This is a genomic window from Gordonia sp. CPCC 205515 (genome assembly GCF_048537925.1).
Taxonomy (GTDB): domain Bacteria; phylum Actinomycetota; class Actinomycetes; order Mycobacteriales; family Mycobacteriaceae; genus Gordonia.
This window is the reverse complement of sequence record NZ_JBCLVJ010000014.1, coordinates 24,362-49,821: the sequence shown is the minus strand read 5'-3', so window position 1 is coordinate 49,821 and position 25,460 is coordinate 24,362. Positions and strand designations below refer to the sequence as shown.

The window sequence follows — 25,460 nt, the reverse complement described above, 5'->3', positions numbered from 1 at the left end:
ATAGTCGCGCGCAACGAGAGGTGAGGACCATGGCAACACCCGAGATCGCCATCGTGGGAGCCGGCATCGGCGGACTGACGGCGGCCATCGCCCTCCGGTCGGTCGGCCTGAGCGTCGAGCTCTTCGAGCAGACCGCACAGTTCGCGCGCGTCGGCGCCGACATCAACCTGACGCCCAACGCCGTCCGTGCGCTCGACGGCCTCGGCGGAAATCTCGGCGCGAGTCTGCGTGCCGCCGGGGCGCGTCCTCGCTATCGCATCAGCCGTACCTGGGACACCGGTGCGGAGACCTCGCGCATCACCCTCGGCGACGACGCCGAACAGCGCTACGGCGCGCCGCAACTGATGCTGCACCGCGGCGATCTGATGTCGGCGCTGCGGGCCGAGGTTCCCGACGAGATCATGCATCTCGGCGAACGAGTGCAGTCGGTGGAGTTCGGTGATCGCCCGACGCTGGTGCTCGGCAGTGGTCGCCGCGAGTTCGACGTCGTCATCGGTGCCGACGGCATCCACTCCCGCGTCCGTACGGCCATGTTCGGTGCCGAGGACCCGACCTTCACCGGTGTGGTGGCCTACCGCGGGGTCATCCCCGCCGAGCGTGTGGCGCATCTGCCGAACATGGATTCCTTCACCAAGTGGTGGGGCCCCGACGCCGACACTCAGATCGTCACCTTCCCGCTGTCGCAAGGTCGGGAGATCTTCGTCTTCGCCACCGTTGGACGACCGGAATGGACCGAGGAATCCTGGACCACGCCTGCGCGCATCGCCGAGATCCGTTCCGCGTTCGACGGTTTCCACACCGAAGCACTCGAACTGCTCGACGCCTGCGACGACGTGATGAAATCTGCTCTCTACGTTCGGGATCCGCTGCCCGACTGGACCAACGGTGCCGCTGTGCTCCTCGGCGACTCGAGCCACCCGATGATGCCGTTCATGGCTCAGGGCGCCGGACAGGCGATCGAGGACGCCGTCGTGCTCGCCCGCTGCCTCGCGGGCAATGCCACGACGGCCGACGCGCTGCGCGCCTACACCGCCACCCGGCACAGCCGCACCGCCGAGATCCAGCGCGGCTCGCGCGGCAACGAATGGCTCAAGACCGCATGCAACGGTGACTGGGTCTACGACTACGACGCCTGGACCACCCCGATTTCTGGTGTGCCCGTCGCCATCTGACGCTGATCTGCGAGGCGTGTGACGAGTTCTGCAGCGATCGACACCGCGGTCTGCGCCGGACCGCGGTTGCCGATCGGCAATCCCACGGGACTCGACAGGCGTGCACACTGGTCGATGGTGATGCCGGCGTCGGCCAGTTCGCGACGGCGGCGCGCGTCGGCTGTTCTGGAGCCCATCGCGCCCACATAGAAGGGTGGAGTCATCCATCGGGCGTCGTCGAGACATTCGACCAGCACCGGGACATCGATCTTGGGGTCATGGGTCAGCACCACGACCACGGTTCGGCTGTCAAGACATCCCGAATCGCGCTCGCGCGCAATGAAGTCGGATGGCCACTCGCAGACGACGCGGTGCGCATCGGGGAGGCGTGCGGGCGTGGTGAAGACGGGCCGCGCATCGCACACCGTCACGAGGTAGCCGAGGCGGGCGCCGAGGGCGGAGAGCTCGGCCGCGAAGTCGGTGGAGCCGACGATCACCATGCGCGGCGGGGGTTCGAATACGCGCGTGACCGTGTCGGAGCGGATCCGTGTCGCGCCGAGGATCCCCTCGAGGAGATCGTGCTCGCACCCATTGGTCCTGACCGCTGTCGTCAGCGTGAAACTCTTTCCGGCACAAAGACCTTCGACGATTGATCCCAGGTGGGGAAATGCGCCGGGGCTCACCTTCTCGACCAACACCCGCAGCGAACCGCCACAGGTCAGCCCAGGTGCGATGAGATCACCAGCCGGGCCGTAGTCCTCGATACGCGGTGTGCCGGTGGACAATACGTCCAGAGCGCTCTCATACAGAGCGCCCTCCACGCACCCACCGGAGATGCTGCCCTCCACCGACCCGTCCTCGTGCACCACCAGCATCGCTCCAGGATCGCGGGGCGATGAACCGTTGGTCGCGACGACCGTCGCCAGCGCGCAGGAACGACCGGATTGCCACACCGCATAGGCGGCCCAGAGTATCGGATGCGAGGTTCGCAGCAGCTCGTCCACAGTACCGTGCCTCTCGAGAAGTGGGGCGGCGCTGAGCTATTCGGTGGCAGCATACCGCCGATGCCCGCATCCTACACATAGTTTTGCGCTAAGATACCCTACGTTCCGTCCGGGACGCGTCCTGGGGGTTCGCGGCCCGAACCGACAGGAGAGTGATCATGGCGAGTGCGTCGCAAGGTTTCGACGACGGTGTCGGTGACATCGTCCGGGGATGGGCCCGGTCGCGTCCCGACCTCGACACGTCGGGTCTGGAGGTCTTCGGGCGCCTGCACCGCAGTTATCTGCTGTATCGCGCAGAGATCAACGCCGGGTTCGAGTGCTACGGCATCAACGAGGCGGGATTCGACGTATTGGCCTCCCTGCGGCGCGCCGAACCGCACTACCGGCGGACCGCCGGCGATCTGGCCAAGCAGACCCTCGTCACCACCGGTGGTCTCTCCCTGAGGGTGAACAGGCTGGAGGTGGCGGGGCTCGTTGTTCGCGAACGCGACGCGGCAGACGCGCGTGTGGTCTACGTCCGTCTCACCGACGACGGCCGGCGGCTCGTCGACGAGGTTGCCGATGCCCATTTCGAGACGCTGTCGACGATGCTCGGCAGTGTCCCGGCGGGTAGTCGTCGACAGCTTGTGGAGTTGCTCCACGGACTCGAGCGGTCCCTTCAGGACAAATTCGATCCGAGTGATCCGAGCGCCGTCACCAAGCATGTTGTGTTGCATATCATGCCTGGTTAGACCGCATTTAACGTAAGCAAAGGGGAGTAACCAACTCGTTAACGCAGGTTACGTCTTTGCGCGAAGCCATTGCGCAGCCAGCGGCCGTCGGGTTACATGTCTTTCTACAAAGAATCTTGGCGCAAAGGTAATGCGCCTCAGCCTCCCAACAGAGAGTTGTTCATTCCATGAAACGAGTCCGTCTGATCTCCCTTGCTGCCGTGGCAGCGTGCGGGATACTCGCCATGTCCGGGTGCGGCAACGGGGAATCGGCTTCCTCCGGTAGCGCCGCGGACGGGAAACTGGAGAAGACCGCCATCACCGTCGGCGTACTCCCGCTCGCCGACTATGGGGCGGTGTACTGGGCCGAAGAGAAGGGCCTGTTCGAGAAGGCCGGTCTCGACGTCACCCTCGAGCCGATTCAGGGCGGTCCCATCGGGATCCAGAAGGTGGCGTCCGGCGAACTGGACTTCGCCATCGCCAACACGATCTCCGCATCGATCACCCAGGCCCAGGGCGCTCCGATCACCGACGTGGCGTACACCTCCTCGCTCGGCGCGGGAAGCGGAATCGTCTTCGTCAAGCCGGATTCCCCGATCAAGGCGATCGATGATCTCAACGGAAAAACAGTTGGTACCAATACAACTCGCAATATCGGTGACGTGACGTTCGCCAACCTGGTGCAGAGTGAGCACAAAGACATCAAACCGAATTGGGTGGAAGTGCCCTTCTCCGAGATGATCTCGGGCGTGCAGGCCGGTTCCATCGAGGCGGGCTATGCACCCGAGCCGTTCTCGTCTGCGGCGAAGGAAGCGGGCATGCGTCAGGTCGTCGACCTGACCACCGGTCCGAACGAGAATCTCGCCGCCTCGATCTTCGTTGCGGGCAACCGATTCATGCAGGCGAACCCGGACACCACCAAAGCGTTCGCGGAGGCCATCTACGCGGCCGGTGGCCAGATGAGTGCCGATGAAGCGGCGGTTCGCAGTTGGCTGCCGGGAGTGGCAAAGGTACCCGCCGACATCGCGCAGACCATGGTGATGCCGAACTACTCATCGGCGATGGATCTTCCCGCCCTGGAAAAGGTCGCCACCATGCTGAAGCAGCAAGGTCTGGTGCCCGAAGATTTCGACATCTCCGAGCATGTCTACCGCCTGCCGACGGACTGACCGCCGTGCGTATCGACAACGAACCCTTGAGCCGACGTGCTCGCGTCGCCTACGGAACCCTTGGGGTGGTGGGGACTGCCGTCATCGCACAACTGCTCCTCGGCTCCGGGCTGATCTCGAAACCGGGACTTCCCGTGCCGTCCAAGGTGATCGGTGGAATCGGTGACCTCGCCGGGGATGGTGCCTTCTGGCACGCAGTGGGCTTCACCCTCCGCGAGTGGATGCTGGGGGTGCTCATCGCCGCCGTCGCCGGAGTCGTCATCGGCGGTCTGATGGGTGCATTCACCACCATCTTTCGGGCGTTGGAGTACCCCGTCGAGGTGTTCCGGGTGCTGCCGTCGGTGGCCGTCGGACCGATCCTCGTGCTGCTCATCGGCAACGGGATGCTCCCGCTTTCGCTGACCGTCGCGCTGGCCTGCATGTGGCCGATTCTGTTGAACACCCTCTACGGGGTGCGGGCCACCGATCCCACGGCGGTGCAAACAGCTCGGACCTTCGGTATCGGTAGTCTCGGCATCCTCGCCGCGATCAAGATCCCGAGCGCACTTCCGTTCGCGTTCACCGGCATTCGGGTCGCAGCGTCGATCGGACTGATCGTTGCGGTCAGTGCGGAGTTGCTCATCGGCAACGGCGACGGGATCGGCGGGTACATCCTGATCAACAGCGCCAACGCGCTGAACCTCGACATCGTCTATGCCGCAACGCTGGTCGCCGGAGTGCTCGGCGTGCTGGTGAGCGCGGCCTTCGCCGTCGTCGACGCCGCAGCGCTCGGCTGGAAAAAGGGGTTGGCACAGTGACATCGGTACAGATCGACACACGACCGACTACTCTCGGAACGGGCTCGCCGCAGGCGGGGACGAAGGTCGCGCACGCGCGAAAGATTCTCGAAAATACGGGAATTCGGATAATCGTGCCGGTAGTTCTGATCGGCATCTGGTACGCCGGGTCGCAATCGCCCACCGCTGGACTGTTCATCGCCAACCCCGTCGACGCGGTGTCGCGGGTCTTCACCGACTTCTTCAGCACCGACGCGAGCACACTCTTTCTCGGCCCGGCGTTCTACGACGACCTGATCCCGAGCGTCTATCGCGCGATGGCTGGTCTCGCGTTGGCCGTTGTCGTCGGTGTCGCGGTGGGAATCCTGCTGGGCGTCAACCGAACCCTGTTCGCGCTGTCGGCTCCGTTGATCCATCTCGGACGTTCCCTGCCGAGTCCGGCCTTGCTCGGGGTGTTCTTTCTGCTGTTCGGCACGGGCGACAGTCCCAAGATCTTCCTGATCGCGTTCAGTGTCGTCTGGCCGATTCTGTTCAACACCATCGACGGCGTACACAGCATCGGCACCGCGCGACTCCAGGCCGCGGCGGTGTTCGAGATCGGCCGCCGCGACGTGCTGTTCCACATCATGCTGCCCGGATCGGCACCCAAGATCTTCGCCGGCACGCGCACGGCGATGTCACTCTCGCTGATCATCATGATCATCTCCGAACTGCAGAAGTCCGAGAACGGTCTCGGCTACCTGCTCGTCCAGACCCAGCGAAACTTCGATTACACTGGCTTCTGGGCCGTCTTGATCGTTCTCGCCGTACTCGGCGTGGTACTCAATTTCGTCTTCAAGGCCATCGAACATCGTGCGCTGGCCTGGCACCGAGGAGCAACAGCCCAAAATGACTAGCACCGAATTGCGGTCCGCCGCGGCCAACACCCGATCGGCCACCATCGAAACCTCCTCTGCCGAACTGGTTCTCGACGCAGTATCCAAGTCGTACGGTGACAATCTCGCCGTGCGCGAGGTGACAGCCCGGGTGCCCGCCGGACAGGTCAGTGTCATCGTCGGCCCTTCCGGATGCGGCAAGTCCACTCTGCTGCGCATCATCAGCGGACTCGATACGCCAACGTCCGGTTCGGTCACCTTCGACGGTCGGCCTGTCAACGGCGTCCCCGAGGGTCTGGCGATGGTGTTTCAGGACTATTCGCGTTCGCTGTTCCCGTGGATGCGAGTTGAGCGCAACATCGCCTTCCCCCTCAAACATCTGCCGAGCGGTGAGCGCAAGCAGCGGGTGCGCGAGGCGATCGAAGCGGTCGGTCTGGCCGGCAAGGAGAAGCTCTACCCCTGGCAGATGTCGGGTGGAATGCAGCAGCGTGTGGCGATCGCGCGAGCCCTCGCCAGCCATCCGCGGCTCCTGCTGATGGACGAACCGTACGCGTCCGTCGATGCGCAGACGCGCGCCGAACTCGAGGATCTGCTCCTCACGATCCAGGCCCGCCTCGGGATCACCGTGCTCGTCGTCACGCACGACATCGACGAGAGCGTCTATCTCGCCGACCGGATCATCGTGCTGTCCACACCGCCGAGCGTCGTCGCCGAGGTGATCGACGTGAACCTGCCTCGCCCGCGTGACCAGGTGACGACCAAGGAGGATCCGGACTTCGTGGAACTCCGCGCCCATGTGACAACGATGCTGCGATCGACCGACGGTCGGGCGACCGAGTCACGCTGATGCGGACCCAGGCACGTAATGCCGGGTTGCTCGCGCAGAGCCAGTCGGCCACCCCTGCGTTCCGATTGCATCGGCCGACCACCGTCGCCGAAGCGTCCGACCTGGTTGCCGAGTATCCGGACGCGACCATCGCGGCCGGATGCTCGGACCTGGTGGCGCAGATTCGGGAAGGTGCTCGCGTCGAACGGCTCATCTCGCTGCAGCGGGTCGACGACTTGCGGCGCATCGACCTCGACGCCGACGGCGGACTGACCATCGGCAGCACGGTGACCCACCATGACGGATCGTCGAATGCCCTGGTGCACAAGGCTGTGCCCGGTTTGGCCGATGCGTGGGCGGCCATCGCCACGGTGCGCATCCGCTACACGGGCACCATCGGCGGCAACGTCATGGCCGGTCGCACTCGTTACGAGATGCCGATCCTGCTGGGCGCACTTGACGCCGACCACAACTACGATTCAACGGGACGTCTCCTGCTGGGCGTGCACGTCGATACCAGCAACCTGGTCGCCTACGCCTACGAACGGTCGATGCGTCCCACCGCCACCCTCGCCGTGGCCGTTCGTCGCGACGCCCACGGTCGGTTGGCGCTGCGCGCGGTGGCCGGTTCGGAATACCGACCCTGCTACACGCTGACCGCACAGACCGCTGCGACGGCCATGGGTGAGATTGAAATCGACGACACGGCAGAGCATCTCGCACGTCAGATGCCCGACGACTGCGCCGATCACACCGGGTCGGCGCAGTATCGCCGACACCTGGTGCGGGTGCTGATGTCGCGGACACTGCACCGGATGAGGGAGAAGGAAACCGAATCATGACCCACGACGAATCCGGTACGTCCCGTGGCGGCGAACTGTCGACGACCGTCGAACTCACCCTGAACGGCGTGCGCCGGGCCGTGGATGCGCCGTCGAATGCCACTCTGCTCGACGTGCTGCGTGATGATCTCGGCTGTCGAGGCGTGCGTGCTTCGTGCGAGCGGGGTGTCTGCGGTGCCTGCACGGTATTGATCGACGACGTGCCGGTGGCGTCGTGCTCGACCTTCGCCTTCGCTGCCGACGGTGCATCGGTGGATACCGTCGAGGGACTCGTCGAGCCGTGCGGCCGGCCGTCACCGGCGCAACAGGGATTCACCGAGTGCGGCGGATTCCAGTGTGGCTATTGCACTTCCGGCATGCTGATGCTCACCACCGGGCTCCTACGCCGCGACCCTCACCCGGACCGAGACACCATCCGTGAGTGGATCTCATCCAACACCTGCCGATGCACGGGATACGAAATGATCCTCGAATCAGTGGAGCGTGCCGCGGAACTCGCCGGCGAGCGGGACAGCGGGGGTCTGCGATGACCGTCGTCGATCCGACCCCACAGGTGCACTACGAGGTGCACACCTTGCCGACCGCATCGGCGCAGCACAGAATCGTCGGGCGCGACGGTCCCCGGGCCGACTCCGGGATCAAGGTGACCGGAAAAGCCGTATACGGCACCGACATCGCGCGCGCCGGGATGCTCTGCGCCAAGGTGCTCCGTAGCCCCCACGCTCACGCCCGGATCGTGTCGATCGACGCGTCGGCGGCCAGGGCATTGCCAGGTGTGCACGCGGTGCTGACGCGCGACGAGGCAGTGGGTCTGCAGCCGTACGGCACGATGGTCAAGGACCAGCCCACGGTCGCGATGGATGCGGTGCGTTATATCGGTGACATCGTCGCAGCGGTGGCCGCCGTCGACGAACGCACCGCGCTCGATGCGCTCGATCTCATCGACATCGTCTACGACGTGCTGCCCGCTGTTTTCGACCTCGACGAGGCGATGGACCCGTCGTCGCCGCTGATCCACCCGGAGGCGCCGTTCGGCGCGGTCCCCGGCTACGGCGACGGTGCGTCGGCAAAGCTGCGTGCCGACCACAACGTTCCCTACGAGTTCCGTTACAGTACAGGCAATCCCGCGGTGTGGGCCGACTGTGACCACATCTGGGTTGACGAGTTCCGCTATTCCCGGATGAACCACATGCACCTCGAACCGTTCGTCACCGTCGCCGAGGCGACCGACGACGACATCGAGGTGTGGACGTCGACGCAGAGTCCGTTCAACCTCCGCAAGGAACTCGCCCGTATTTTCACCATTCCCGAGAACCGCATCCGCGTGCAGGTCCCGTTCATCGGCGGCGGCTTCGGTGCGAAGAACGGCCCGAAGGCCGATCCGGTCGCGATCCGGCTGTCCCAGCTCTGTGGCGGGCGGCCAGTGCGGTTCGCGATGACCACCGAGGAGGTGTTCCTCACCGTCTCGCAGCACGCGGCGAAACTCGTCGTGAAGAGCGGCGTGAAGTCCGACGGCACATTCGTGGCGCGCGAGTCGCTGGTACTGCTCGACGGCGGCGCCTACGCAGAGCATTCGCCCGCCGTCGCCGAGAAGGCCGGGTACCGGATGCCCGGCGCCTACCGATGGCGCCACATCGACTCGGTATGCCGCGTGGTCACCACCAACACCGTGCCGGCCGGAGCCATGCGCGGCTTCGGCGGCACACAGGCGACCTGGGCCAGTGAACGTCAGGTCGACTTGATCGCCGAACGGCTCGGCATGGACCCCTACGACCTGCGGATCAAGAACTTCAAGGCCCTGGGAGAGGAGTACGTGCCGGGCGAGTCCGGTATCGACTCCGATCTCGCCGAGGGATTGCGGCTCGTCGCCGACGCGATCGGCTATCACGATCGAAAGCGCAGCGATGCTGGCGGCCCGCTGCGGCGCGGTATGGGAGTCGCTCTGGGCGTCAAAGACGGCGGCGGTATCAACAAGCCGGCGATGGCCCGCGTGAAGGTGACCTCCCGCGGTGATGTGATCCTCAACTGCGCGCTCACCGAGATGGGTCAGGGCGGGCATTCCGCGTTGTGTCAGATCGTCGCCGAAGTGCTGTGCACTTCGCCGGCCAGAGTTGTGTACGGTCGCATCGATACCGAGAACACCCCGTTCGACCAGGGCACCAACGCGAGTTCGGGGATCGCCGTGATGGGACAGGCGGTGCGCAGCGCCGCGGAGAATCTGCGTCGCCAGGTGCTCGACTGGGCGGGGGATCAGTTCGGCTTCGAACCGAGCACCGCACGGCTCGAGGACTGGTCCGTGCACACCGCCGCCGGCGAGGTCCACCCGCTGTTCGGTCGCATCATGGAGATCTTCGGGAACACTGGTTTCGAGTTCTCCGCCGACGGCTACTACAAGGCACGCATCGACCACCGCGCACCACTCGAGGCGCCCTGTGTCTTCTGGGAGATCGGCTGGGCCGCCGCGGAGGTCGAGGTCGACATCGAGACCGGCCGGGTCGAGGTACTGCAACTGGTGGTCAGCGGTGACGCGGGCAAGGTGGTCAACAAGATCAGCTGTCGCGGTCAGGACGAGGGCGCGGCGATCTTCGGTCTCGCACAAGCACTTTTCGAGGAGATGCGGTACGAGAACGGGGAACTGCTCAACGCCGAGGCGCTGCTCTACCGAGTGCCGCTGGCCGAAGACATCCCGCGACATTTTCGCTCCATCACCCAGGAGCAGGGTCACGGCGCAGGCCCGTTCGGCGCCAAGGGCATGGGCGAGGGCGGCATGCTGCCGGTGGCGCCGGCCATCGCGCAGGCGATCGCCGACGCCACCGGGGCGCAACTACGGGCGCTGCCGATGACTCCCGAACGAATCTTTCGGGCGCTGCCCGGTACCCAGGAGGACCAGTGACCCACACTCGTGGCGACACCCTGCGCGTTGCGGTCCTCGGCCGCGGCAGCATCGGAGCCGTCGTCGCCCAGCGACTCGCGAGCGGCGCCGTCGACGGAGCCGAGCTCTCGTGCGTCGTCGGCCGGACGGCGACCGGTGATGCGCTACCGCTCGACGAGGCGCTCGCCTGCTCCGACGTCGTCGTCGAATGTGCCGGTCAGCCGGCGCTGCACCAGCACGCGCTCGCTATCGTCGAATCCGGATGCGACCTCGTCGTCACCTCGGTCGGTGCGCTGTGCGCCGACGGCCTCGGCAAGCGCCTGCGCGACGCGGGACCCGGCCGCACGATCTGCACGCACGGCGCGATCGGCGGCCTCGACCTCCTTGCGTCGGCCGCTGACGCCGACGGGGTGGACTCGGTGACCGTCCGCTCGACCAAGAAGCCCGCCGGCCTGGTCCGGCCGTGGATGTCGGCGCCGGAAGTGCATCGCATCGAGGGTGCGTCGGTGCCGATCGAGGTGTTCCGTGGCTCGGCCGAGGACGCGGCCCAACTGTTCCCGGAGTCGTTGAATGTCGCTGCGGCGGTCGACTTCGCGGTGCGCGGCGGTGGTGCCACCACGGTGGAACTCGTCGCCGACCCCCACGCCACACTGACTCGGCACGAGATCCACGCCGACGGCCCGATGGGCCGCTACACGTTCGTCGTCGAGAACCGACCGAGTCCGGAGAATCCGAAGAGCAGCGCGGTCGTGCCGTACTCGGTGCTGCGGACCGTCGCCGGCCTCACTCGTGCGCTGCCGCTGATCGCCTGACGGTCAGTCGGTTACCACGGTGATCGCGGTGGCGCCGCTGACCTCCACCCGCTGCCCCGCGTCGGCGAGCACCGCCGCCAGTCCATTGATGTCGCGCACGTTCCGGCGGGTCGCGACGAGCTCACGCGCCATCAGTCCCTTGTAATGCTTGTTGAAGTGGCTCACCACTTTTCGCGACCCATCGGCGGCTTCGGTCACCACCGTCGCGGTCACCGCGCCCCGCACCGGACCCAGTTGCTGATACACGCCCGACCGCAGGTCGACGACGAAATCGTCGACCGCATCGAGCGCGTCCGACAGGGCCGGTTTCCACACCGCGGCCAGTGTCGGCATGCCGGGCAGCTTGGACCCGCCCGAGAGGCGGTAGGCGGGGATCATGTCGCCGGCGCGGACGACGCCGAACAGTGCCGACCCGATGGCGAGCCGATCCGCGGCCTTGGTCTTGCCGGCCCGGGTCAGCGAGGCGTGGTCGAGGGCGTCGTAGAGCACCCCGGTGTAGCGCTCGATCGCCGGTCGGGTGGGGGAGAGCCAGAGGTCGGCGTTGCGGTCGACCTCGGCGAGCTGGGTGCGACCGAGCCCGAGAGCCTGCCGGCTGGCGTCGAGGTCACCGGCCAGATCGACGATCGCCTCACCGATCCGCTTGCGGATCGGGGTCAACTCGGGGAAGGCGAGGGTGTCGAGGTCCAGGGGAGCGCCGCGACCGCCGTCGGACTTGGTCTCGGAGGGAGGCAGGATGACGAGCACCGCAACACCATAACGAGGCGCGATGGACGGCCGTTAAGCTGGTCAATTGTGATCACTGCGATGTCCTCCCTGTTCTTGCGTACGCTGCGCGACGACCCGGCCGATGCCGAGGTCCCCAGCCACAAGCTGCTGGTTCGCGCCGGCTACATCCGCCGCGCCGCTCCGGGCGTGTACAGCTGGCTGCCGCTGGGCCTCAAGGTGCTGCGGGCGGTGGAGAACGTCGTCCGCGAGGAGATGGACGCCATCGGCGCCCAGGAGATCCTGCTGCCCGCGCTGCTGCCGCGTGACCCGTACGAGACCACCGGCCGCTGGACCGAATACGGCGACGGCCTGTTCCGCCTCAAGGATCGCAAGGGCGCCGACATGCTGCTCGGTCCCACCCACGAGGAACTGTTCGCGCAGATCGTCAAGGGGGAGTACTCGTCGTACAAGGATCTGCCGCTGGTGATCTATCAGATCCAGACCAAGTACCGAGACGAGGAACGGCCCCGCGCCGGCATCCTGCGCGGCCGTGAGTTCATCATGAAGGACAGCTACTCCTTCGACCTCGACGACGACGGCCTCAAGGCCGCCTACCACGCGCACCGCGAGGCCTACCAGAAGATCTTCGCGCGCCTGGCCATCAAGTACGTCATCGTCGCCGCCACCTCCGGCGCCATGGGCGGCAGCGCCTCCGAGGAGTTCCTCGCCGAGAGCGATGTCGGCGAGGACACCTTCGTCCGCTGCCTCGAGTCCGGCTACGCGGCCAACGTCGAAGCGGTGATCACGCCTGCGCCCGAAGCGATTCCGTTCGATGGTCTGGCCGAGGCCGTGGTGCACGACACCCCGGACACCCCCACCATCGACACCCTCGTGGCATGGGCCAACGACACCCTCGACGGCACCTACGATGCCGCGGACACCCTCAAGAACGTGCTGGTCAAGACCCGCCAGCCCGGCGGCGACTGGGAACTCCTCGGCGTCGGCGTCCCCGGCGACCGCGAGGTCGACTTCAAACGCCTCGAGGCGTCGCTGGAGCCCGCCGAGGTGCAACTGCTCGACGATGCCGACTTCGCCGCCAACACCTTCCTCACCAAGGGCTACATCGGACCGAAGGGATTGGCCGCCAACGGGGTTCGCTTCCTCGTCGACCCGCGCGTGGTCGACGGCACGTCGTGGATCACCGGCGCCGACGCCCCCAACAAGCATGTGGTGAACCTCGTCGCCGGGCGTGACTTCACCCCGGACGGCACCATCGAGGCCGCCGAGGTCCGCGACGGCGACCCGTCGCCGGATGGCAAGGGCGCCTTGGTGTCCGCCAAGGGCATCGAGATCGGGCACATCTTCCAGCTCGGCCAGAAATACACCAATGCCTTCGAGGTCGACGTCCTCGGCGAGAGTGGCAAGCCCGTTCGCCTGACCATGGGTTCCTACGGCGTCGGCGTCTCCCGCCTCGTCGCGGTGATCGCCGAACAGTGCCACGACGAGAAGGGTCTGCGCTGGCCGAAGTCGGTGTCGCCGTTCGGCGTTCACCTCGTCATCGCGAACAAGGACGAGGCCGCCATCACCGGCGCCCACGAACTCGCCGCCGACCTCGACGCCGCCGGTATCGACGTGCTGCTCGACGACCGCAAGGCCTCGCCCGGCGTGAAGTTCAAGGACGCCGAACTCCTCGGCGTGCCCACGGTGGTGGTCGTCGGACGCGGATATGCCAACGGCACCATCGAGATTCGTGACCGGTTCACCGGTGAGGCCAACGAGGTTGCCGTCGACGCCGCCGTCGAGTCGATCGTGGCGGCGGTCCGCGGGTAGCCGGACCTCGTTTCGAGAGCCGGGGCCTCGATCAGGTCGTGCGCCCCGGAAACGCCACCGTCGCCGGGGATTCCCGCAACACGACCCGCCAGTTCGCGGCCCGCACGGTGGACTCGGTGAGTCCGTCCAGGCCGAGTCGGCGGTTCTCACCAGAATCGGCCTGCTCTATCAGTGAGCGGTAGGCGACGGTGCAGTCGACCTCGGCGGCCAGCAACGCCTGCACGGCCGTGACGGCATTGGTCACCGCCACCGGAAGGGTGTATCCCGCAGCGGCTTCGGGGACTTCTGCCTGTGCCGCGGTCAACGCGGCGACCAGAGATTCGCGACGAACGCGATGTGCCGCAACGTATTCGGCGACCGTCATCCGTCGTGCGGCGGAGACGAACGCGGTGCTCACGCCGTAGGCGAAGATGGTGGCGTCCTCCACCTCCACGGCTTTGGCCAACGCATCAGTGGTGGCGCTCATCCGAGTTGCACCTCCACCATGCTGGTCACCGACGCGCCGATTGATCCGGCCAGGCCGGCCGGATACCCGTTGAGTGACACCGCCGCATCCCCGGCCGCGCGCGCGGATGCAGTCAACTGGGTGCGCAACGCCGAAACCGTCGTCGGGGCGGGGGCCGGCGCGGGCGATGTCGAGGTTGCACCCGGAGCTACCGACGCGGATGCCGAGGTCGAAGCCACCGCGGGGTCGGTGATTCGGTTCGCGGTCTCCTGATCGAGGCGGGTGATCTCCTCGCGGAGCGCCCGCGCGTGATCGCCGCGCTGGGTGGCGACCACTCCGAGTGCTGCCGAGTACTCCGCAGACTGGGGTGAGAGTTGTTGGGCCGCATACTGATCGGCGAGAGCGCTGTCGGCCAGTGGTACCAGCGCCGCCGCGGTGACCTGTTCCGGGGTCGGTCCGCGGTCGCAGGCGGCGACCACCGAGGCGGCGACGGTCCCGGCCGTGATGACCAGACCGCCGCGCAGCACCGCGCGCCGGGTCAAGGGTGTGCTCACCCGACACATGATGCCAGCCGCGGCGCCTGGCGGTCGCCGGCTCACCCGTCGGAGACCGGAAGGCGCAGCGAATAGGTCGATGGCACGCCCATCCACTACGATGGTCGACCGGACCGAAACGCGGAACAACTGAACACGGAGGAGTGGTCGTGGCGATCAGAGCCGAGCAGATACGTGATCTCATCGACCCCGTGGTCACCGCCAACGGATTCGACCTCGAAGACGTCTCCGTGCGATCGACCAACGGCACCGACAACGTCACCGTCGTCGTCGATCGTGACGGCGGCAGTGAACTCGATGTGCTGGCCGCCCTGTCCACCGCGGTCTCCGACGTCCTCGATCAGGCGCCCGACATCGACGAGACCGCTTACACCCTCGAGGTCACCTCGCCGGGCATCGACCGGCCGCTGACCGCGGAACGACATTGGCGCCGGGCACGTGGCCGCAAGGTCACCGTCGACGTCCGCGAGGACGACACCACCCGCACCGTGACCGGCCGCATCGGCGCCCTCGACGACGGCCGGATCCAACTGGTGAACAACGACCGCGGCCGGATGCGCAGCGAAGAAATCGTGCTGGCGTCGGTCATCAACGCCGTCGTACAGGTTGACTTCAGCAAACCGAGCGCCGCCGAACTGAAACTGTGCGGCCTCGACGACGACGAGATCGACCGCCGCCGGTCCGACGCCGCGCAATCGGACACCTGACCCACCCCGATCGGCGATCATGGATATCAGAGATCGCGCGACAACTGCATACCCGGATAAGTGAATACACCGACAAATGAATAGGAACCCAGCCCCATGAACATCGACATCAACGCGCTGCGCATGATCGAAGCCGAGAAGGGCATCTCGATCGACACGGTCATCACCGCGATCGAAACCGCGCTACTCACCGCCTACCGCCACACCGACGGCTTCGCGCCGCACGCCCGCATCGATGTGAACCGCAAGTCCGGCGCCGTCCGCGTGATGGCGCAGGAGGTCGACGACAACGGCGACGTCGTCCACGAATGGGACGACACCCCCGAAGGCTTCGGCCGCATCGCCGCCACCACCGCTCGCCAGGTCATCCTGCAGCGGCTGCGCGACGCCGAGAACGAGAAGAACTTCGGCGACTTCGTCACCCACGAAGGGGAGATTGTCGGCGGCGTCGTCCAGCAGGACGCGCGTGCCAACGCGCGCGGGATGATCGTCGTGCAGATCGGCAGCGACGCCAACAGCGCCGAGGGCGTGATCCCGCCCGCCGAGCAGGTGCCCGGTGAGACCTACACCCACGGCGACCGCATCAAGTGCTACGTCGTCGGCGTTTCCCGCGGCCCCCGCGGACCGCAGATCACTCTGTCGCGCACGCACCCGAACCTGGTTCGCAAGCTCTTCTCACTCGAGGTCCCGGAGATCGAGGACGGCTCGGTGGAGATCGTCGCGGTCGCCCGCGAGGCCGGTCACCGTTCGAAGATCGCGGTGCACACCGGTGTCAGCGGCCTCAACGCCAAGGGCGCCTGCATCGGCCCGATGGGGCAGCGGGTACGCAACGTGATGAGTGAACTCGCCGGCGAGAAGATCGACATCATCGACTTCGACACCGACCCCGGCAAGTTCGTCGGGAATGCGCTGTCACCGGCGAAGGTTGTGTCCGTCGAGGTCGTCGACCTCGCGGGCAAGGCCGCTCGCGTCGTCGTCCCCGATTACCAGCTGTCGCTGGCCATCGGCAAGGAAGGGCAGAACGCCCGGCTCGCCGCCCGACTGACCGGGTGGCGGATCGACATCCGCTCGGATGCCGACCCCGCGCCCGCGGGTGACGACGCGTGATCGAGCGATCTCGCGCACACCGAGTGACCAGCCAGTTGTCGTTGACGGCCCAACTAACGCTAGACTGATCGATGGTCCAGCGAGCAGTGTCGGCAGCGCATCCCATTCGGATGTGTGTCGGCTGTCGGCAACGCGCCGAGGCAACTGAATTGGTACGGGTCGTCGCCCGAACGGAAGACGACTCACCGAGGGTTGTCGTCGACGTCGCGAAGACCATGCCGGGACGCGGTGCCTGGTTGCATCCACGACGGGACTGTGTGTCCGCCGCGGTGCGACGTAAGGCGTTCGGATCGGCACTTCGGGTGCCCGGCCTGACCGTGGCGCCCGACGACCTCGCCGAAGCGATCGGTGGGATCACCGAAGAAGAAGGCCATCAACGGCCAGAACAGGTAGCAGATGACATGAGCACACCGTGAAGTCTCCACGATGAGCACGTTTCAGACGTAAACCGAGGTCGTAGCGGGCAGGCCGCTCGACCTCCAAGTGAGGAGAGCAGTGGCAGGCAAGGCCCGCGTGCATGAACTGGCCAAAGAACTGGGCGTGACGAGCAAGCAAGTGCTCGAGCGTCTCAAGGAACAAGGCGAGTTCGTCAAATCGGCGTCGTCGACGGTGGAAGCCCCCGTCGCCCGACGACTCCGCGAATCATTCCCCCAGGCCGGGGCAGCCAAGGAGACCGCCAAGCCGGCGGCCAAACCTGGCGGTTCCCCCGCGCCCAAGCCGGGCGCCAATGGCGGCTCGGCAGCAAAGCCCGGTCCGGCTCGTCCCGGACCCAAGCCGGGTGCCCCGGCACCGGCTGCAGCCGCAGCACCAGCGGAAACCCCCGCTCCGGCGGCCCCGTCAACTCCGGCGGCCCCCGCCGCCGAGTCGACCCCGGCCCCCGCACCGACGCCGACCCCGGCATCGGCCAAGCCCGGACCAGCTCCGACGCCGCAGGCGCCGGCCGCCAAGGCCCCGGCCCCCGAAGCCCGTCCGCAGGAATCCGGTGGCGGCAACCGTCCCGGCCCCGGTCCGCGTCCGGGTCCCAAGCCCGGCCCGCGTGCCCCGCGCGTCGGCAACAACCCCTATTCGTCGGCTCCCGCACCGCGTCCGCCGGCCGCTCGTCCCGGTCAGGGACAGGGCCAAGGCGGTCCGCGTCCGGGTGGTCGTGCCGGCGGTGCCGGCCGTCCCGGCCCCGGTCAGGGCGGTCCCCGTCCGGCACCCGGGCAGGGCGGACCTCGTCCGAATCCCGGCAACATGCCCCCGCGCCCGAATCCGGGTGCGATGCCCAGCCGTGCCGCACGACCAGACGCCCGTCCGGGCGGTCGTGGCGGACCCGGCGGAGGCGGCGGTAATCGCGGTGGCGGTGGCGGTGGCTACCGTGGCGGCGGTGGCGGCGCTCCCGGTGCCGGTGGCGCACCGGCCGGTGGTGGCGGTTTCCGCGGTCGCCCAGGAGGCGGCGGCGGTGGCCGTGGCCGCGGTGGTGCAGCCGGCGCGTTCGGTCGTCCCGGCGGTGCCCCGCGTCGAGGCCGCAAGTCGAAGCGCGCAAAACGCGCCGAGTACGAGAACATGCAGGCACCTGCCGTCGGCGGTGTGCGGCTGCCGCGCGGCAACGGCGAGACCATCCGGCTCGCCCGTGGCGCGTCGCTGTCCGACTTCGCCGACAAGATCGACGCCAACCCGGCATCGCTCGTGCAGGCGCTGTTCAACCTCGGCGAGATGGTCACCGCGACCGAGTCGGTCAACGACGAGACGCTGGAGCTGCTCGGCTCCGAGATGAACTACGACGTCCAGGTCGTCAGCCCCGAGGACGAGGACCGCGAGCTCCTGGAGAGCTTCGACCTCACCTACGGCGAGGACGAGGGCGGCGAAGAAGACCTCGAACAGCGTCCGCCGGTGGTCACCGTCATGGGTCACGTCGACCACGGCAAGACCCGACTGCTCGACACCATCCGTAAGGCCAACGTCCGCGAGGCCGAGGCCGGTGGCATCACCCAGCACATCGGTGCCTACCAGGTGAACACCCACCTCAACGGTGAAGATCGCCTGATCACCTTCATCGACACCCCGGGTCACGAGGCGTTCACCGCCATGCGTGCCCGTGGCGCGAAGGCCACCGACATCGCGATCCTCGTGGTCGCGGCCGACGACGGCGTCATGCCGCAGACGGTGGAGGCGGTCAACCACGCACAGGCGGCCGACGTGCCGATCGTGGTGGCGGTCAACAAGATCGACAAGGAAGGTGCCGATCCGCAGAAGATCCGCGGACAGCTCACCGAGTACGGCCTGATCCCCGAGGAGTACGGCGGCGACGCCATGTTCGTCGACATCTCGGCCAAGCAGGGCGACAACATCGACGCACTGCTCGAGGCCGTGCTGCTGACCGCGGATGCCTCGCTGGATCTGCGCGCGAACCCGGACATGGACGCTCAGGGCGTTGCGATCGAGGCACACCTCGACCGCGGCCGCGGCCCCGTGGCGACCGTGCTCGTGCAGCGCGGCACGCTCAAGGTCGGCGACTCGGTGGTGGCCGGCGACGCCTACGGTCGTGTTCGACGCATGGTCGACGAGCACGGCGACGACGTCAGCGAGGCACTGCCCTCGCGTCCGGTCCAGGTCATCGGTTTCACCTCGGTGCCCGGCGCAGGCGACAACCTGCTCGTCGTCGAGGAAGACCGCACTGCTCGGCAGATCGCCGACCGGCGCAATGCGCGTAAGCGCAACGCGTTGGCCGCACGTAGCCGTAAGCGGATCAGCCTGGAAGACCTGGATTCGGCGCTCAAGGAGACCAGCCAGCTCAACCTGATCATCAAGGGCGACAACTCGGGTACCGTCGAGGCCCTCGAAGAGGCGCTGCTCGGTATCGATATGGGCGACGAGGTGTCGTTGCGCGTCATCGACCGCGGTGTCGGTGGCGTCACCGAGACCAACGTCAACCTGGCGACCGCCTCGGATGCGATCATCATCGGCTTCAACGTTCGTGCGGAGGGCAAGGCCACCGAGCTGGCCAACCGCGAGGGCGTCGACATCCGGTACTACTCGGTGATCTACCAGGCCATCGACGAGATCGAGAGCGCGCTCAAGGGCATGCTCAAGCCGGTCTACGAAGAGGTGGAGCTCGGCCGCGCCGAGATCCGTGCGATCTTCAAGTCGTCGAAGGTCGGCAACATCGCCGGCTGTCTGGTCCAGTCCGGGATCATGCGTCGCAACGCCAAGGCCCGCCTGCTGCGCGACAACGTCGTCATCGCCGAGAACCTCACGATCGCGTCGCTGCGTCGGGAGAAGGACGATGCCACCGAGGTCCGCGAAGGCTACGAATGTGGTCTCACGGTGACGTATTCGGACATCAAGGTCGACGACGTCATCGAGAGCTACGAGTTGCAGGAGAAGTCGCGAGACTGACCTGGACGCGCGACCCATGTTGCGCAGCACAGGTTTTCGTAATCTGACTACGTCCCCTTTCCGTCCCCGGTCCACCGGTGGGCGGGAAGGGGAGTAGTTTTTGCCCAGAGGAAGGGATCGGGATGGTTGATACGGCAAGAGCAGCACGCCTGGCCAAGCGCATCTCGTCGATCGTCGCGTCGGCGATCGGCAGCGAGATCAAGGACCCACGGCTCGCATATGTGACCATCACCGACGCCCGCGTCACCAACGATCTGCACGACGCCACGCTGTACTACACCGTGATGGGCGAGTCGATCGACGCCGAACCCGACTATGAGGCCGCGGCCGCCGGACTGGCGAAGGCCACCGGCATCCTGCGGTCCAAGGTCGGGGCCGGCACCGGTGTGCGATTCACCCCGACCTTGACCTTCGTCCTGGACACTGTGCCCGACGCAGCCCGGCACATGGAGGAACTCGTCGCCCGGGCCCGCGCCAACGACGAACTCGTCGCCCGGCAGGCCGCCGAGGCCAAGCCGGCCGGCGACGCCGATCCCTACCGGCACGACGATCCGGACGAGGACGGTTCCGGTCAGTGACGACCTCCACCAGCGCAGCGGTGGCGCAGGCCCTGGCCGGTGCTGACGCTGTGACGATCCTCTGCCACGTCCGCCCCGACGCGGACACCATCGGCAGTGGATTGGCGCTGGGTTTGGCGCTGCAGCGGCGGGGCGTCGACGTCGAGGTCGCCTTTCCGGGCGGCATCGAACTACCGCAGGCGATGCGGGCGCTGCCCGGGTACACGCTGCTCGTCGACGAGGCGGATCTCGTCGGGCATCCGGTTGTGGTGTCGGTCGACGCGGCCAGCCGCGGACGGCTCGAATCGTTGCAGCCGACCTTCACCGCGGCCACCCGGACCATCGCGATCGACCACCACGCCTCCAACGACGGCTTCGCCGATCTCGACCTGATCGACGCGACCGCCGACTGCACCGCCGTGCTCGTCCTCGCGGTGCTCGACGAACTGGGGGTGACCATCGATCTGGACATCGCGACCTGCCTCTATGCCGGGCTGGTCACCGACACCGGATCGTTCAAATGGGCTCGGCCCGAATCCTTTCGGATCGCCGCCCGACTCCTCGACACCGGCGTCGACGCCCGCACGTGGAGCCGCATCCTGCTCGACACCCACCCGTTCGCGTGGCTGCCCATGGTCGGCTCGGTGCTCACCGCGGCGCAACTCGTGCCGGGTGCCTTCGACGGCGCCGGACTCGTCTATGCCGTCGTCGACAACGACCTTCTCGCCGGCATGAGCTGGGAAGAATCCGAGAGCGTCGTCGACATCGTCCGCACCGCCGCCGAAGCCGAGGTCGCCGCGGTGTTCAAGGAAACCGCGCCTGGCGCGTGGTCGGTGTCGCTGCGATCCAAGAGCAGCATCGACCTGGTCCCGATCGCGGGCGTGCACGGCGGCGGTGGACACCGCCAGGCCTCGGGCTACAGCGACGAAGGCACCGCGGCCGAGGTCATTGCGCGCTTTCTCAAGTCGGCGTAACCACTACTCGGCCAACCCCGCCGGCCACCCACCCGTATCCGCAGCCGCGCGGTAGGTCTGCTCGAGGAAGTCGAGGACCGTCGCGGCCGGGTTCGACGACGTCCGCGCCGTTTCGTACGGCAGGATGAACTCGCCGAGCTGCTCGTCGTACCGTGCCCCCGACACCGTGATCGGGGTGCTGCGGAACCCGTCCGGCTCGGGATAGGCGTAGGAGTAGAACGCACCCTCCTCGCCGCCACCGCACCAAAAGCCGGCGCTCGACAACTCCGAGTCGTAGGCCTCGTGCATCACCGAGTCCGGACAGTTCGGCACCCCGCCCGGATGCTGCGGCGCGGCCCGGCCGGAGAATCGGGTGACCGCGAGATCGAAAGCGCCCCAGAAGAAATGCGACGGGCTCACCTTCCCGGTGAACCGTGCACGGAACTCGGAGAACACCTCGGTGATGACGACGAGCTGCTGCCAGAAGGTGTGCACGGCCTGCGGATCGTAGGAGTGGTGGGTCTCGTCGTCGGCGAACGGGATGACCTCGGGGAGCTCGACGGGCACCGGATAGATCTGCACGTGCACCCCGAGTGCGTCCAGGTCGGCGCGGACGTCGCGGTAGAAGTCGGCGACCGACCGCGGCCCGAGCTGGATGCTGCGGGCGCGGCCGTCGGTGTGCTGGAGGATCAGTTCGTGGGCGATGAAGTCGAAGCGGATCTCCAGGCCGCCGTCGTCGACGGGCATCAGACCGGTGGTGAGGCCGCGGGCATCGACGTAGAGCGTGGTGCCCCACCAGTGGTTGACGTGCGGGGACAGTGCCATGCGCACCTTGCCGACGATCTGCGTCCACATGTGCAGGGTCTCGCGGGTGTCGGTCCAGGAATCGACGGTGAGCGCGGGCCAGGGAAAGGTGGGGGAGACCATGTCCCCACCCTGACACGATCGGTGCGATCTCGTGTTCGTTCGCCTCGATAAGGTTTCTCCATGACGACCTCCGCAGCCGACACGAGTGGTCGTCGGATCGCCACGCTGACCATCTCGGCGCTCGCCGTGCTGATCGCCCCGCCGCTGTACCTGCTGCTCGATCTCGCGGTCGTCGGCCGGCTCGGCGGACACCAACTCGCCGCGCTCGGCGTGGCGACGCTGGTCCTATCCGTGATCAGTACTCAACTGACCTTCCTGTCCTACGGCACCACGGCACGGTCGGCGCGACGCTTCGGCGCCGGAGACCGTGTCGGCGCGATTCGTGAAGGCGTGCAAGCGAGTTGGATCGGGATCGCGGTCGGGCTGGCGTTGGTCGTCGTCATGTATCCGCTCGCGCCGTATGTGATGGACCTGCTCGTCGGCAGCGGCCCCGATGCTGCCGAGGTGGCCGACGAGGCCACCGGCTGGCTGCGGATCGCGATGTTCGGGGTGCCGCTGATCCTGCTGTCGATGGCCGGCAACGGGTGGATGCGCGGCGTGCAGGACACCCGCCGTCCGGTCATCTACGTCGTCGTCGGGCTGTCGGTGGCGGCGGTCCTGGTGGTCGGCCTGACCCACGGCGTCCTCGGATTCCCGCGCCTCGGACTACCGGGCAGCGCGATCGCGAACCTGATCGGGCAGGGACTCACCGGGCTGCTGTTCCTGATCCGGCTCGTCCGGGCCGCTGGTGCCGACGGGCGAGCGGCGTTGCGCCCCGACTGGGCGGTGATGCGAGCCCAGCTGGTGATGGCTCGAGATCTCGTCGTGCGCAGCCTCTCGTTCCAGGTGTGCTTCCTCTCGGCGGCTGCGGTTGCGGCGCGGTTCGGCGTCGCCGAGGTCGCCGCCCATCAGGTCGTGTTGCAGCTATGGGAGTTCATGTCGCTGTTCCTGGACTCGCTCGCGATCGCCGCCCAAGCCCTGGTGGGTGCCGCGCTCGGTGCGGGGGCAGTGGGTGCGGCCGGGGTGGTCGCGCGGAAGGTCACTCTGGTGTCGCTGGGGGCGGCATGTGTGGCCGCCGCGGTGTTCGCCGTCGGCGCCGGCATCATCCCACGACTTTTCACCTCCGACCCCGACATCCTCGACGCGATCAGCGTGCCGTGGTGGTACTTGGTCGCGATGCTGCCCGTCGCCGGCGTGGTGTTCGCACTCGACGGGGTGCTGCTCGGCAGTGGCGACGCCGCCTTCCTGCGCACCGCCACCCTGACCGGCGCGCTGGTCGGCTTCTTCCCGATGATCTGGCTGTCGCTGGTGTTCGACTGGGGGCTGGCCGGCATCTGGACCGGACTGATGTTGTTCATGCTCATCCGCCTGGCCACCGTCGCTTGGCGGATTCGGTCGGGGAGGTGGCGGCGGGTCGGGGTGTGACGTGTGTGGCGGGGGTGGTTGGCCGGCGGCTCGGAAACCGCCCGCACAAACCGCCCTTCGTCGAAAACCGCCCTCGGTAGGGCCGGCAAACTCGCTACGCACTCGGTCAGCCGCTGGTGGGTGGACTTGCTGGGCGGCTTCGTGCCGGCGGGCCGGCGTTGGGGACCGCGCGACGCGACGAGCATCGGCGTTCTGGCACGATGGATCCTCGTGGCAACACTCTGGGCGATCAGCGATCTGCACGTCGCGCACCGCGGCAACGAGCACATCATCGACATGATCCGCCCGTCGAGCAGCGACGACTGGCTGATCGTGGCGGGCGACGTCGCCGAACGCACCGACGACATCGTCGACACCCTGCGCCGACTGCGCTCACGCTTCCACACCGTCATCTGGGTGCCCGGCAACCACGAGCTCTACACCACCGCCAAGGACCCGCTGCAGATATTCGGCGTCGCCCGCTACGACTACCTCGTGCAGGCCTGCCGCGACATCGGTGTGGTCACCCCGGAGGACATCTACCCGCTGTTCGATCCGGGCGACGGCACCCCGCCGGTGCGGGTGGTCCCGATGTTCCTGCTGTACGACTACACGTTCCGTCCGGAGGGCACCTCCACCAAGCTGACCGCGCTGGCGCTCGCTCGCGAACGCAATGTGGTGGCCACCGACGAGTTCCTGCTGTCACCCGAGCCGTACCCCACCCGCGACGCGTGGAGCCGGGCACGGATCGAGGCCACCCGCAAGCGCCTCGACGCCATCGACCCGTCGGAGTCGACGGTGTTGATCAACCACTGGCCGTTACGCCGTGAACCCACCGACACGCTGTTCTATCCGGAGTTCGCGCTGTGGTGCGGCAGCGAACTGACCGCCGACTGGCATACCCGCTATCGGGCTGCCTGCTGCGTCTACGGGCACCTGCACATCCCGCGGACCACCTGGTACGACTTCGTCCGGTTCGAGGAGGTATCGGTGGGGTACCCGCGCGAATGGAAGCGTCGCGGACTGCCGGAACCGTTGCTGCGGGCCATCATTCCCGATCCGGGCCTGACCGAGGATGACCTGCCGGGCCACGGCGCCCGCTTCGAACTGCCGCCCGACTACGAGAAGCGGGCCGCGGAGTTCGCCCGGCGACTCGAGGAACGACGACAACAGCGTGCCGAACGTGCGCAGGCTCGCGCGGCGAAGACGGAGGAGCAAGGGTGATCGAACAGCTGGTGCCGGCCGGGGTGGCCGCGGCCGAGGCATTCGAGGACCCGCCGGGTATCGAACCGCTGCCCGCCGAACGCAGCCTCATCGAACGGGCCGTGGAGAAACGGCGTCGGGAGTTCACCACCGCCCGCCACTGTGCGCGTCAGGCGTTGTCGGAGTTGGGTTTCGAGCCCACCCCGATCATGCGCGGGGAGAAGGGCATGCCATTGTGGCCGGACAAGGTGGTCGGCAGCCTGACCCACTGCGACGGCTACCGGGCGGCGATCGTCGGATTCGCGCTGCAGGTGCGGTCCCTCGGGATCGACGCCGAACCGCACGATGCGTTGCCCGACGGCGTGCTCGACCACACCAGCATCGCTGCCGAACGTGATGTCCTGGCGACCCGGCCCGCCGGCCTGCACTGGGATCGACTCCTGTTCTGCGCCAAGGAGGCAACCTACAAGGCGTGGTTCCCGGTGACGCAGCGGTGGCTCGGGTTCGAGGACGCGCACATCACCTTTGAGCAGACCGCCGACAACGCCGGCACCTTCACGTCGCAGATCCTGATCGACCCGGCAGCCATCGACGGCGGGGCGCCGCTGGCCGAACTGTCCGGGCAGTGGCTGATCGACCGCGGCCTCATCACGACCACGATCGCGCTGACCTGA

Annotated in this window: 25 protein-coding genes; 20 read left to right on the top strand and 5 right to left on the bottom strand. The window is 67.3% G+C overall.

The window, feature by feature from the left end; genetic code table 11:
* The first annotated feature begins 29 nt into the window (after nucleotides 1-29).
* Nucleotides 30-1,172: an FAD-dependent monooxygenase gene (locus AAFP30_RS21105; protein ID WP_419231978.1), complete on the top strand. Its 1,143-nt coding sequence runs from the start codon at nucleotides 30-32 to the stop codon at nucleotides 1,170-1,172.
* Here AAFP30_RS21105 and AAFP30_RS21100 read toward each other — a convergent pair.
* Nucleotides 1,124-2,104 (bottom strand): XdhC family protein, encoded by a 981-nt coding sequence (locus tag AAFP30_RS21100; protein ID WP_419232077.1) that lies wholly within the window; start codon nucleotides 2,102-2,104, stop codon nucleotides 1,124-1,126. The genes AAFP30_RS21105 and AAFP30_RS21100 overlap by 49 nt on opposite strands.
* 209 nt (nucleotides 2,105-2,313) lie before the next feature.
* On the opposite strand from AAFP30_RS21100, the gene AAFP30_RS21095 reads away from it, so the two are divergent.
* The 9 genes from AAFP30_RS21095 (at nucleotide 2,314) to AAFP30_RS21055 (ending at nucleotide 11,037) form a co-directional block, all read left to right on the top strand.
* Entirely contained in the window at nucleotides 2,314-2,886 is a 573-nt protein-coding gene (locus AAFP30_RS21095; protein WP_419231977.1) for a MarR family winged helix-turn-helix transcriptional regulator, read from the top strand.
* A gap of 167 nt (nucleotides 2,887-3,053) precedes the next feature.
* A complete protein-coding gene (locus AAFP30_RS21090) occupies nucleotides 3,054-4,034 on the top strand; it encodes an ABC transporter substrate-binding protein (RefSeq protein ID WP_419231976.1) in 981 nt (326 codons plus the stop codon).
* Between the two features lie 5 nt (nucleotides 4,035-4,039).
* Nucleotides 4,040-4,831: an ABC transporter permease gene (locus AAFP30_RS21085; RefSeq protein ID WP_419231975.1), complete on the top strand. Its 792-nt coding sequence runs from the start codon at nucleotides 4,040-4,042 to the stop codon at nucleotides 4,829-4,831.
* 113 nt (nucleotides 4,832-4,944) lie between these two features.
* Nucleotides 4,945-5,706 (top strand): ABC transporter permease, encoded by a 762-nt coding sequence (locus AAFP30_RS21080; RefSeq protein ID WP_419231974.1) that lies wholly within the window; start codon nucleotides 4,945-4,947, stop codon nucleotides 5,704-5,706.
* Nucleotides 5,699-6,532: an ABC transporter ATP-binding protein gene (locus tag AAFP30_RS21075; RefSeq protein WP_419231973.1), complete on the top strand. Its 834-nt coding sequence runs from the start codon at nucleotides 5,699-5,701 to the stop codon at nucleotides 6,530-6,532. The genes AAFP30_RS21080 and AAFP30_RS21075 overlap by 8 nt, the downstream gene beginning before the upstream one ends.
* Nucleotides 6,532-7,353, top strand: a complete 822-nt coding sequence (locus AAFP30_RS21070; protein WP_419231972.1) for an FAD binding domain-containing protein — start codon at nucleotides 6,532-6,534, stop codon at nucleotides 7,351-7,353. Before AAFP30_RS21075 ends, AAFP30_RS21070 begins: the two co-directional genes overlap by 1 nt.
* On the top strand, nucleotides 7,350-7,883 hold the full coding sequence (locus AAFP30_RS21065; protein ID WP_419231971.1) for a (2Fe-2S)-binding protein: 534 nt from the start codon (nucleotides 7,350-7,352) through the stop codon (nucleotides 7,881-7,883). The genes AAFP30_RS21070 and AAFP30_RS21065 overlap by 4 nt, the downstream gene beginning before the upstream one ends.
* On the top strand, nucleotides 7,880-10,246 hold the full coding sequence (locus AAFP30_RS21060) for a xanthine dehydrogenase family protein molybdopterin-binding subunit (protein WP_419231970.1): 2,367 nt from the start codon (nucleotides 7,880-7,882) through the stop codon (nucleotides 10,244-10,246). Before AAFP30_RS21065 ends, AAFP30_RS21060 begins: the two co-directional genes overlap by 4 nt.
* Nucleotides 10,243-11,037, top strand: a complete 795-nt coding sequence (locus tag AAFP30_RS21055) for an aspartate dehydrogenase domain-containing protein (RefSeq protein ID WP_419231969.1) — start codon at nucleotides 10,243-10,245, stop codon at nucleotides 11,035-11,037. The genes AAFP30_RS21060 and AAFP30_RS21055 overlap by 4 nt, the downstream gene beginning before the upstream one ends.
* 3 nt (nucleotides 11,038-11,040) lie before the next feature.
* Here AAFP30_RS21055 and yaaA read toward each other — a convergent pair whose 3' ends face one another.
* Complete coding sequence (gene yaaA / locus AAFP30_RS21050) at nucleotides 11,041-11,781, bottom strand: peroxide stress protein YaaA (RefSeq protein ID WP_419231968.1); 741 nt, start codon at nucleotides 11,779-11,781, stop codon at nucleotides 11,041-11,043.
* Between the two features lie 60 nt (nucleotides 11,782-11,841).
* Between yaaA and AAFP30_RS21045 the strand changes: the two genes are divergently transcribed.
* Nucleotides 11,842-13,572 carry a proline--tRNA ligase gene (locus tag AAFP30_RS21045; protein ID WP_419231967.1) on the top strand — a complete coding sequence of 577 codons (1,731 nt, stop codon included), beginning with the start codon at nucleotides 11,842-11,844 and terminating at the stop codon, nucleotides 13,570-13,572.
* A gap of 31 nt (nucleotides 13,573-13,603) precedes the next feature.
* Here AAFP30_RS21045 and AAFP30_RS21040 read toward each other — a convergent pair whose 3' ends face one another.
* Both AAFP30_RS21040 and AAFP30_RS21035 read right to left on the bottom strand, forming a co-directional pair.
* The gene (locus AAFP30_RS21040) at nucleotides 13,604-14,038 is read right to left on the bottom strand and encodes a ferritin-like domain-containing protein (RefSeq protein WP_419231966.1); all 435 of its coding nucleotides are present in this window, start codon (nucleotides 14,036-14,038) and stop codon (nucleotides 13,604-13,606) included.
* On the bottom strand, nucleotides 14,035-14,580 hold the full coding sequence (locus tag AAFP30_RS21035) for a hypothetical protein (protein WP_419231965.1): 546 nt from the start codon (nucleotides 14,578-14,580) through the stop codon (nucleotides 14,035-14,037). The genes AAFP30_RS21040 and AAFP30_RS21035 overlap by 4 nt, the downstream gene beginning before the upstream one ends.
* A 140-nt stretch (nucleotides 14,581-14,720) precedes the next feature.
* Between AAFP30_RS21035 and rimP the strand changes: the two genes are divergently transcribed.
* The 6 genes from rimP to AAFP30_RS21005 all read left to right on the top strand — a co-directional run bounded on the left by rimP (nucleotide 14,721) and on the right by AAFP30_RS21005 (nucleotide 21,294).
* Nucleotides 14,721-15,278, top strand: coding sequence for a ribosome maturation factor RimP (gene rimP / locus AAFP30_RS21030; protein ID WP_419231964.1), 558 nt, complete (start codon nucleotides 14,721-14,723; stop codon nucleotides 15,276-15,278).
* 96 nt (nucleotides 15,279-15,374) lie between these two features.
* Nucleotides 15,375-16,385, top strand: coding sequence for a transcription termination factor NusA (nusA, locus tag AAFP30_RS21025; RefSeq protein WP_419231963.1), 1,011 nt, complete (start codon nucleotides 15,375-15,377; stop codon nucleotides 16,383-16,385).
* A 71-nt stretch (nucleotides 16,386-16,456) separates the two neighbouring features.
* Nucleotides 16,457-16,801 carry a YlxR family protein gene (locus AAFP30_RS21020; RefSeq protein WP_419231962.1) on the top strand — a complete coding sequence of 115 codons (345 nt, stop codon included), beginning with the start codon at nucleotides 16,457-16,459 and terminating at the stop codon, nucleotides 16,799-16,801.
* Nucleotides 16,802-16,880: 79 nt separating this feature from the next.
* Nucleotides 16,881-19,763, top strand: a complete 2,883-nt coding sequence (infB, locus tag AAFP30_RS21015) for a translation initiation factor IF-2 (protein ID WP_419231961.1) — start codon at nucleotides 16,881-16,883, stop codon at nucleotides 19,761-19,763.
* A gap of 122 nt (nucleotides 19,764-19,885) precedes the next feature.
* Complete coding sequence (gene rbfA / locus AAFP30_RS21010) at nucleotides 19,886-20,341, top strand: 30S ribosome-binding factor RbfA (RefSeq protein ID WP_419231960.1); 456 nt, start codon at nucleotides 19,886-19,888, stop codon at nucleotides 20,339-20,341.
* On the top strand, nucleotides 20,338-21,294 hold the full coding sequence (locus AAFP30_RS21005; protein ID WP_419231959.1) for a DHH family phosphoesterase: 957 nt from the start codon (nucleotides 20,338-20,340) through the stop codon (nucleotides 21,292-21,294). Before rbfA ends, AAFP30_RS21005 begins: the two co-directional genes overlap by 4 nt.
* 3 nt (nucleotides 21,295-21,297) lie before the next feature.
* On the opposite strand, the gene AAFP30_RS21000 is transcribed toward AAFP30_RS21005, so the two are convergent.
* Nucleotides 21,298-22,200 (bottom strand): DUF5996 family protein, encoded by a 903-nt coding sequence (locus tag AAFP30_RS21000; RefSeq protein ID WP_419231958.1) that lies wholly within the window; start codon nucleotides 22,198-22,200, stop codon nucleotides 21,298-21,300.
* A gap of 60 nt (nucleotides 22,201-22,260) precedes the next feature.
* Here AAFP30_RS21000 and AAFP30_RS20995 point away from each other — a divergent pair, with 60 nt between their 5' ends.
* The 3 genes from AAFP30_RS20995 (at nucleotide 22,261) to AAFP30_RS20985 (ending at nucleotide 25,460) form a co-directional block, all read left to right on the top strand.
* A complete protein-coding gene (locus AAFP30_RS20995; RefSeq protein WP_419231957.1) occupies nucleotides 22,261-23,604 on the top strand; it encodes an MATE family efflux transporter in 1,344 nt (447 codons plus the stop codon).
* Nucleotides 23,605-23,814: 210 nt separating this feature from the next.
* Nucleotides 23,815-24,807 (top strand): metallophosphoesterase family protein, encoded by a 993-nt coding sequence (locus AAFP30_RS20990; RefSeq protein ID WP_419231956.1) that lies wholly within the window; start codon nucleotides 23,815-23,817, stop codon nucleotides 24,805-24,807.
* Nucleotides 24,804-25,460, top strand: a complete 657-nt coding sequence (locus AAFP30_RS20985; protein ID WP_419231955.1) for a 4'-phosphopantetheinyl transferase family protein — start codon at nucleotides 24,804-24,806, stop codon at nucleotides 25,458-25,460. The genes AAFP30_RS20990 and AAFP30_RS20985 overlap by 4 nt, the downstream gene beginning before the upstream one ends.

Bases quoted from the DNA above. Each gene is read 5' to 3' on its own strand.
- AAFP30_RS21105 (WP_419231978.1), top strand. From the start codon at position 30: ATGGCAACACCCGAGATCGCCATCGTGGGAGCCGGCATCGGCGGACTG.
- AAFP30_RS21095 (WP_419231977.1), top strand. From the start codon at position 2,314: ATGGCGAGTGCGTCGCAAGGTTTCGACGACGGTGTCGGTGACATCGTC.
- AAFP30_RS21090 (WP_419231976.1), top strand. From the start codon at position 3,054: ATGAAACGAGTCCGTCTGATCTCCCTTGCTGCCGTGGCAGCGTGCGGG.
- AAFP30_RS21075 (WP_419231973.1), top strand. From the start codon at position 5,699: ATGACTAGCACCGAATTGCGGTCCGCCGCGGCCAACACCCGATCGGCC.
- AAFP30_RS21070 (WP_419231972.1), top strand. From the start codon at position 6,532: ATGCGGACCCAGGCACGTAATGCCGGGTTGCTCGCGCAGAGCCAGTCG.
- AAFP30_RS21065 (WP_419231971.1), top strand. From the start codon at position 7,350: ATGACCCACGACGAATCCGGTACGTCCCGTGGCGGCGAACTGTCGACG.
- AAFP30_RS21060 (WP_419231970.1), top strand. From the start codon at position 7,880: ATGACCGTCGTCGATCCGACCCCACAGGTGCACTACGAGGTGCACACC.
- AAFP30_RS21045 (WP_419231967.1), top strand. From the start codon at position 11,842: ATGTCCTCCCTGTTCTTGCGTACGCTGCGCGACGACCCGGCCGATGCC.
- AAFP30_RS21040 (WP_419231966.1), bottom strand. From the start codon at position 14,038: ATGAGCGCCACCACTGATGCGTTGGCCAAAGCCGTGGAGGTGGAGGAC.
- AAFP30_RS21035 (WP_419231965.1), bottom strand. From the start codon at position 14,580: ATGTGTCGGGTGAGCACACCCTTGACCCGGCGCGCGGTGCTGCGCGGC.
- nusA (WP_419231963.1), top strand. From the start codon at position 15,375: ATGAACATCGACATCAACGCGCTGCGCATGATCGAAGCCGAGAAGGGC.
- AAFP30_RS21020 (WP_419231962.1), top strand. From the start codon at position 16,457: ATGGTCCAGCGAGCAGTGTCGGCAGCGCATCCCATTCGGATGTGTGTC.
- rbfA (WP_419231960.1), top strand. From the start codon at position 19,886: ATGGTTGATACGGCAAGAGCAGCACGCCTGGCCAAGCGCATCTCGTCG.
- AAFP30_RS21000 (WP_419231958.1), bottom strand. From the start codon at position 22,200: ATGGTCTCCCCCACCTTTCCCTGGCCCGCGCTCACCGTCGATTCCTGG.
- AAFP30_RS20995 (WP_419231957.1), top strand. From the start codon at position 22,261: ATGACGACCTCCGCAGCCGACACGAGTGGTCGTCGGATCGCCACGCTG.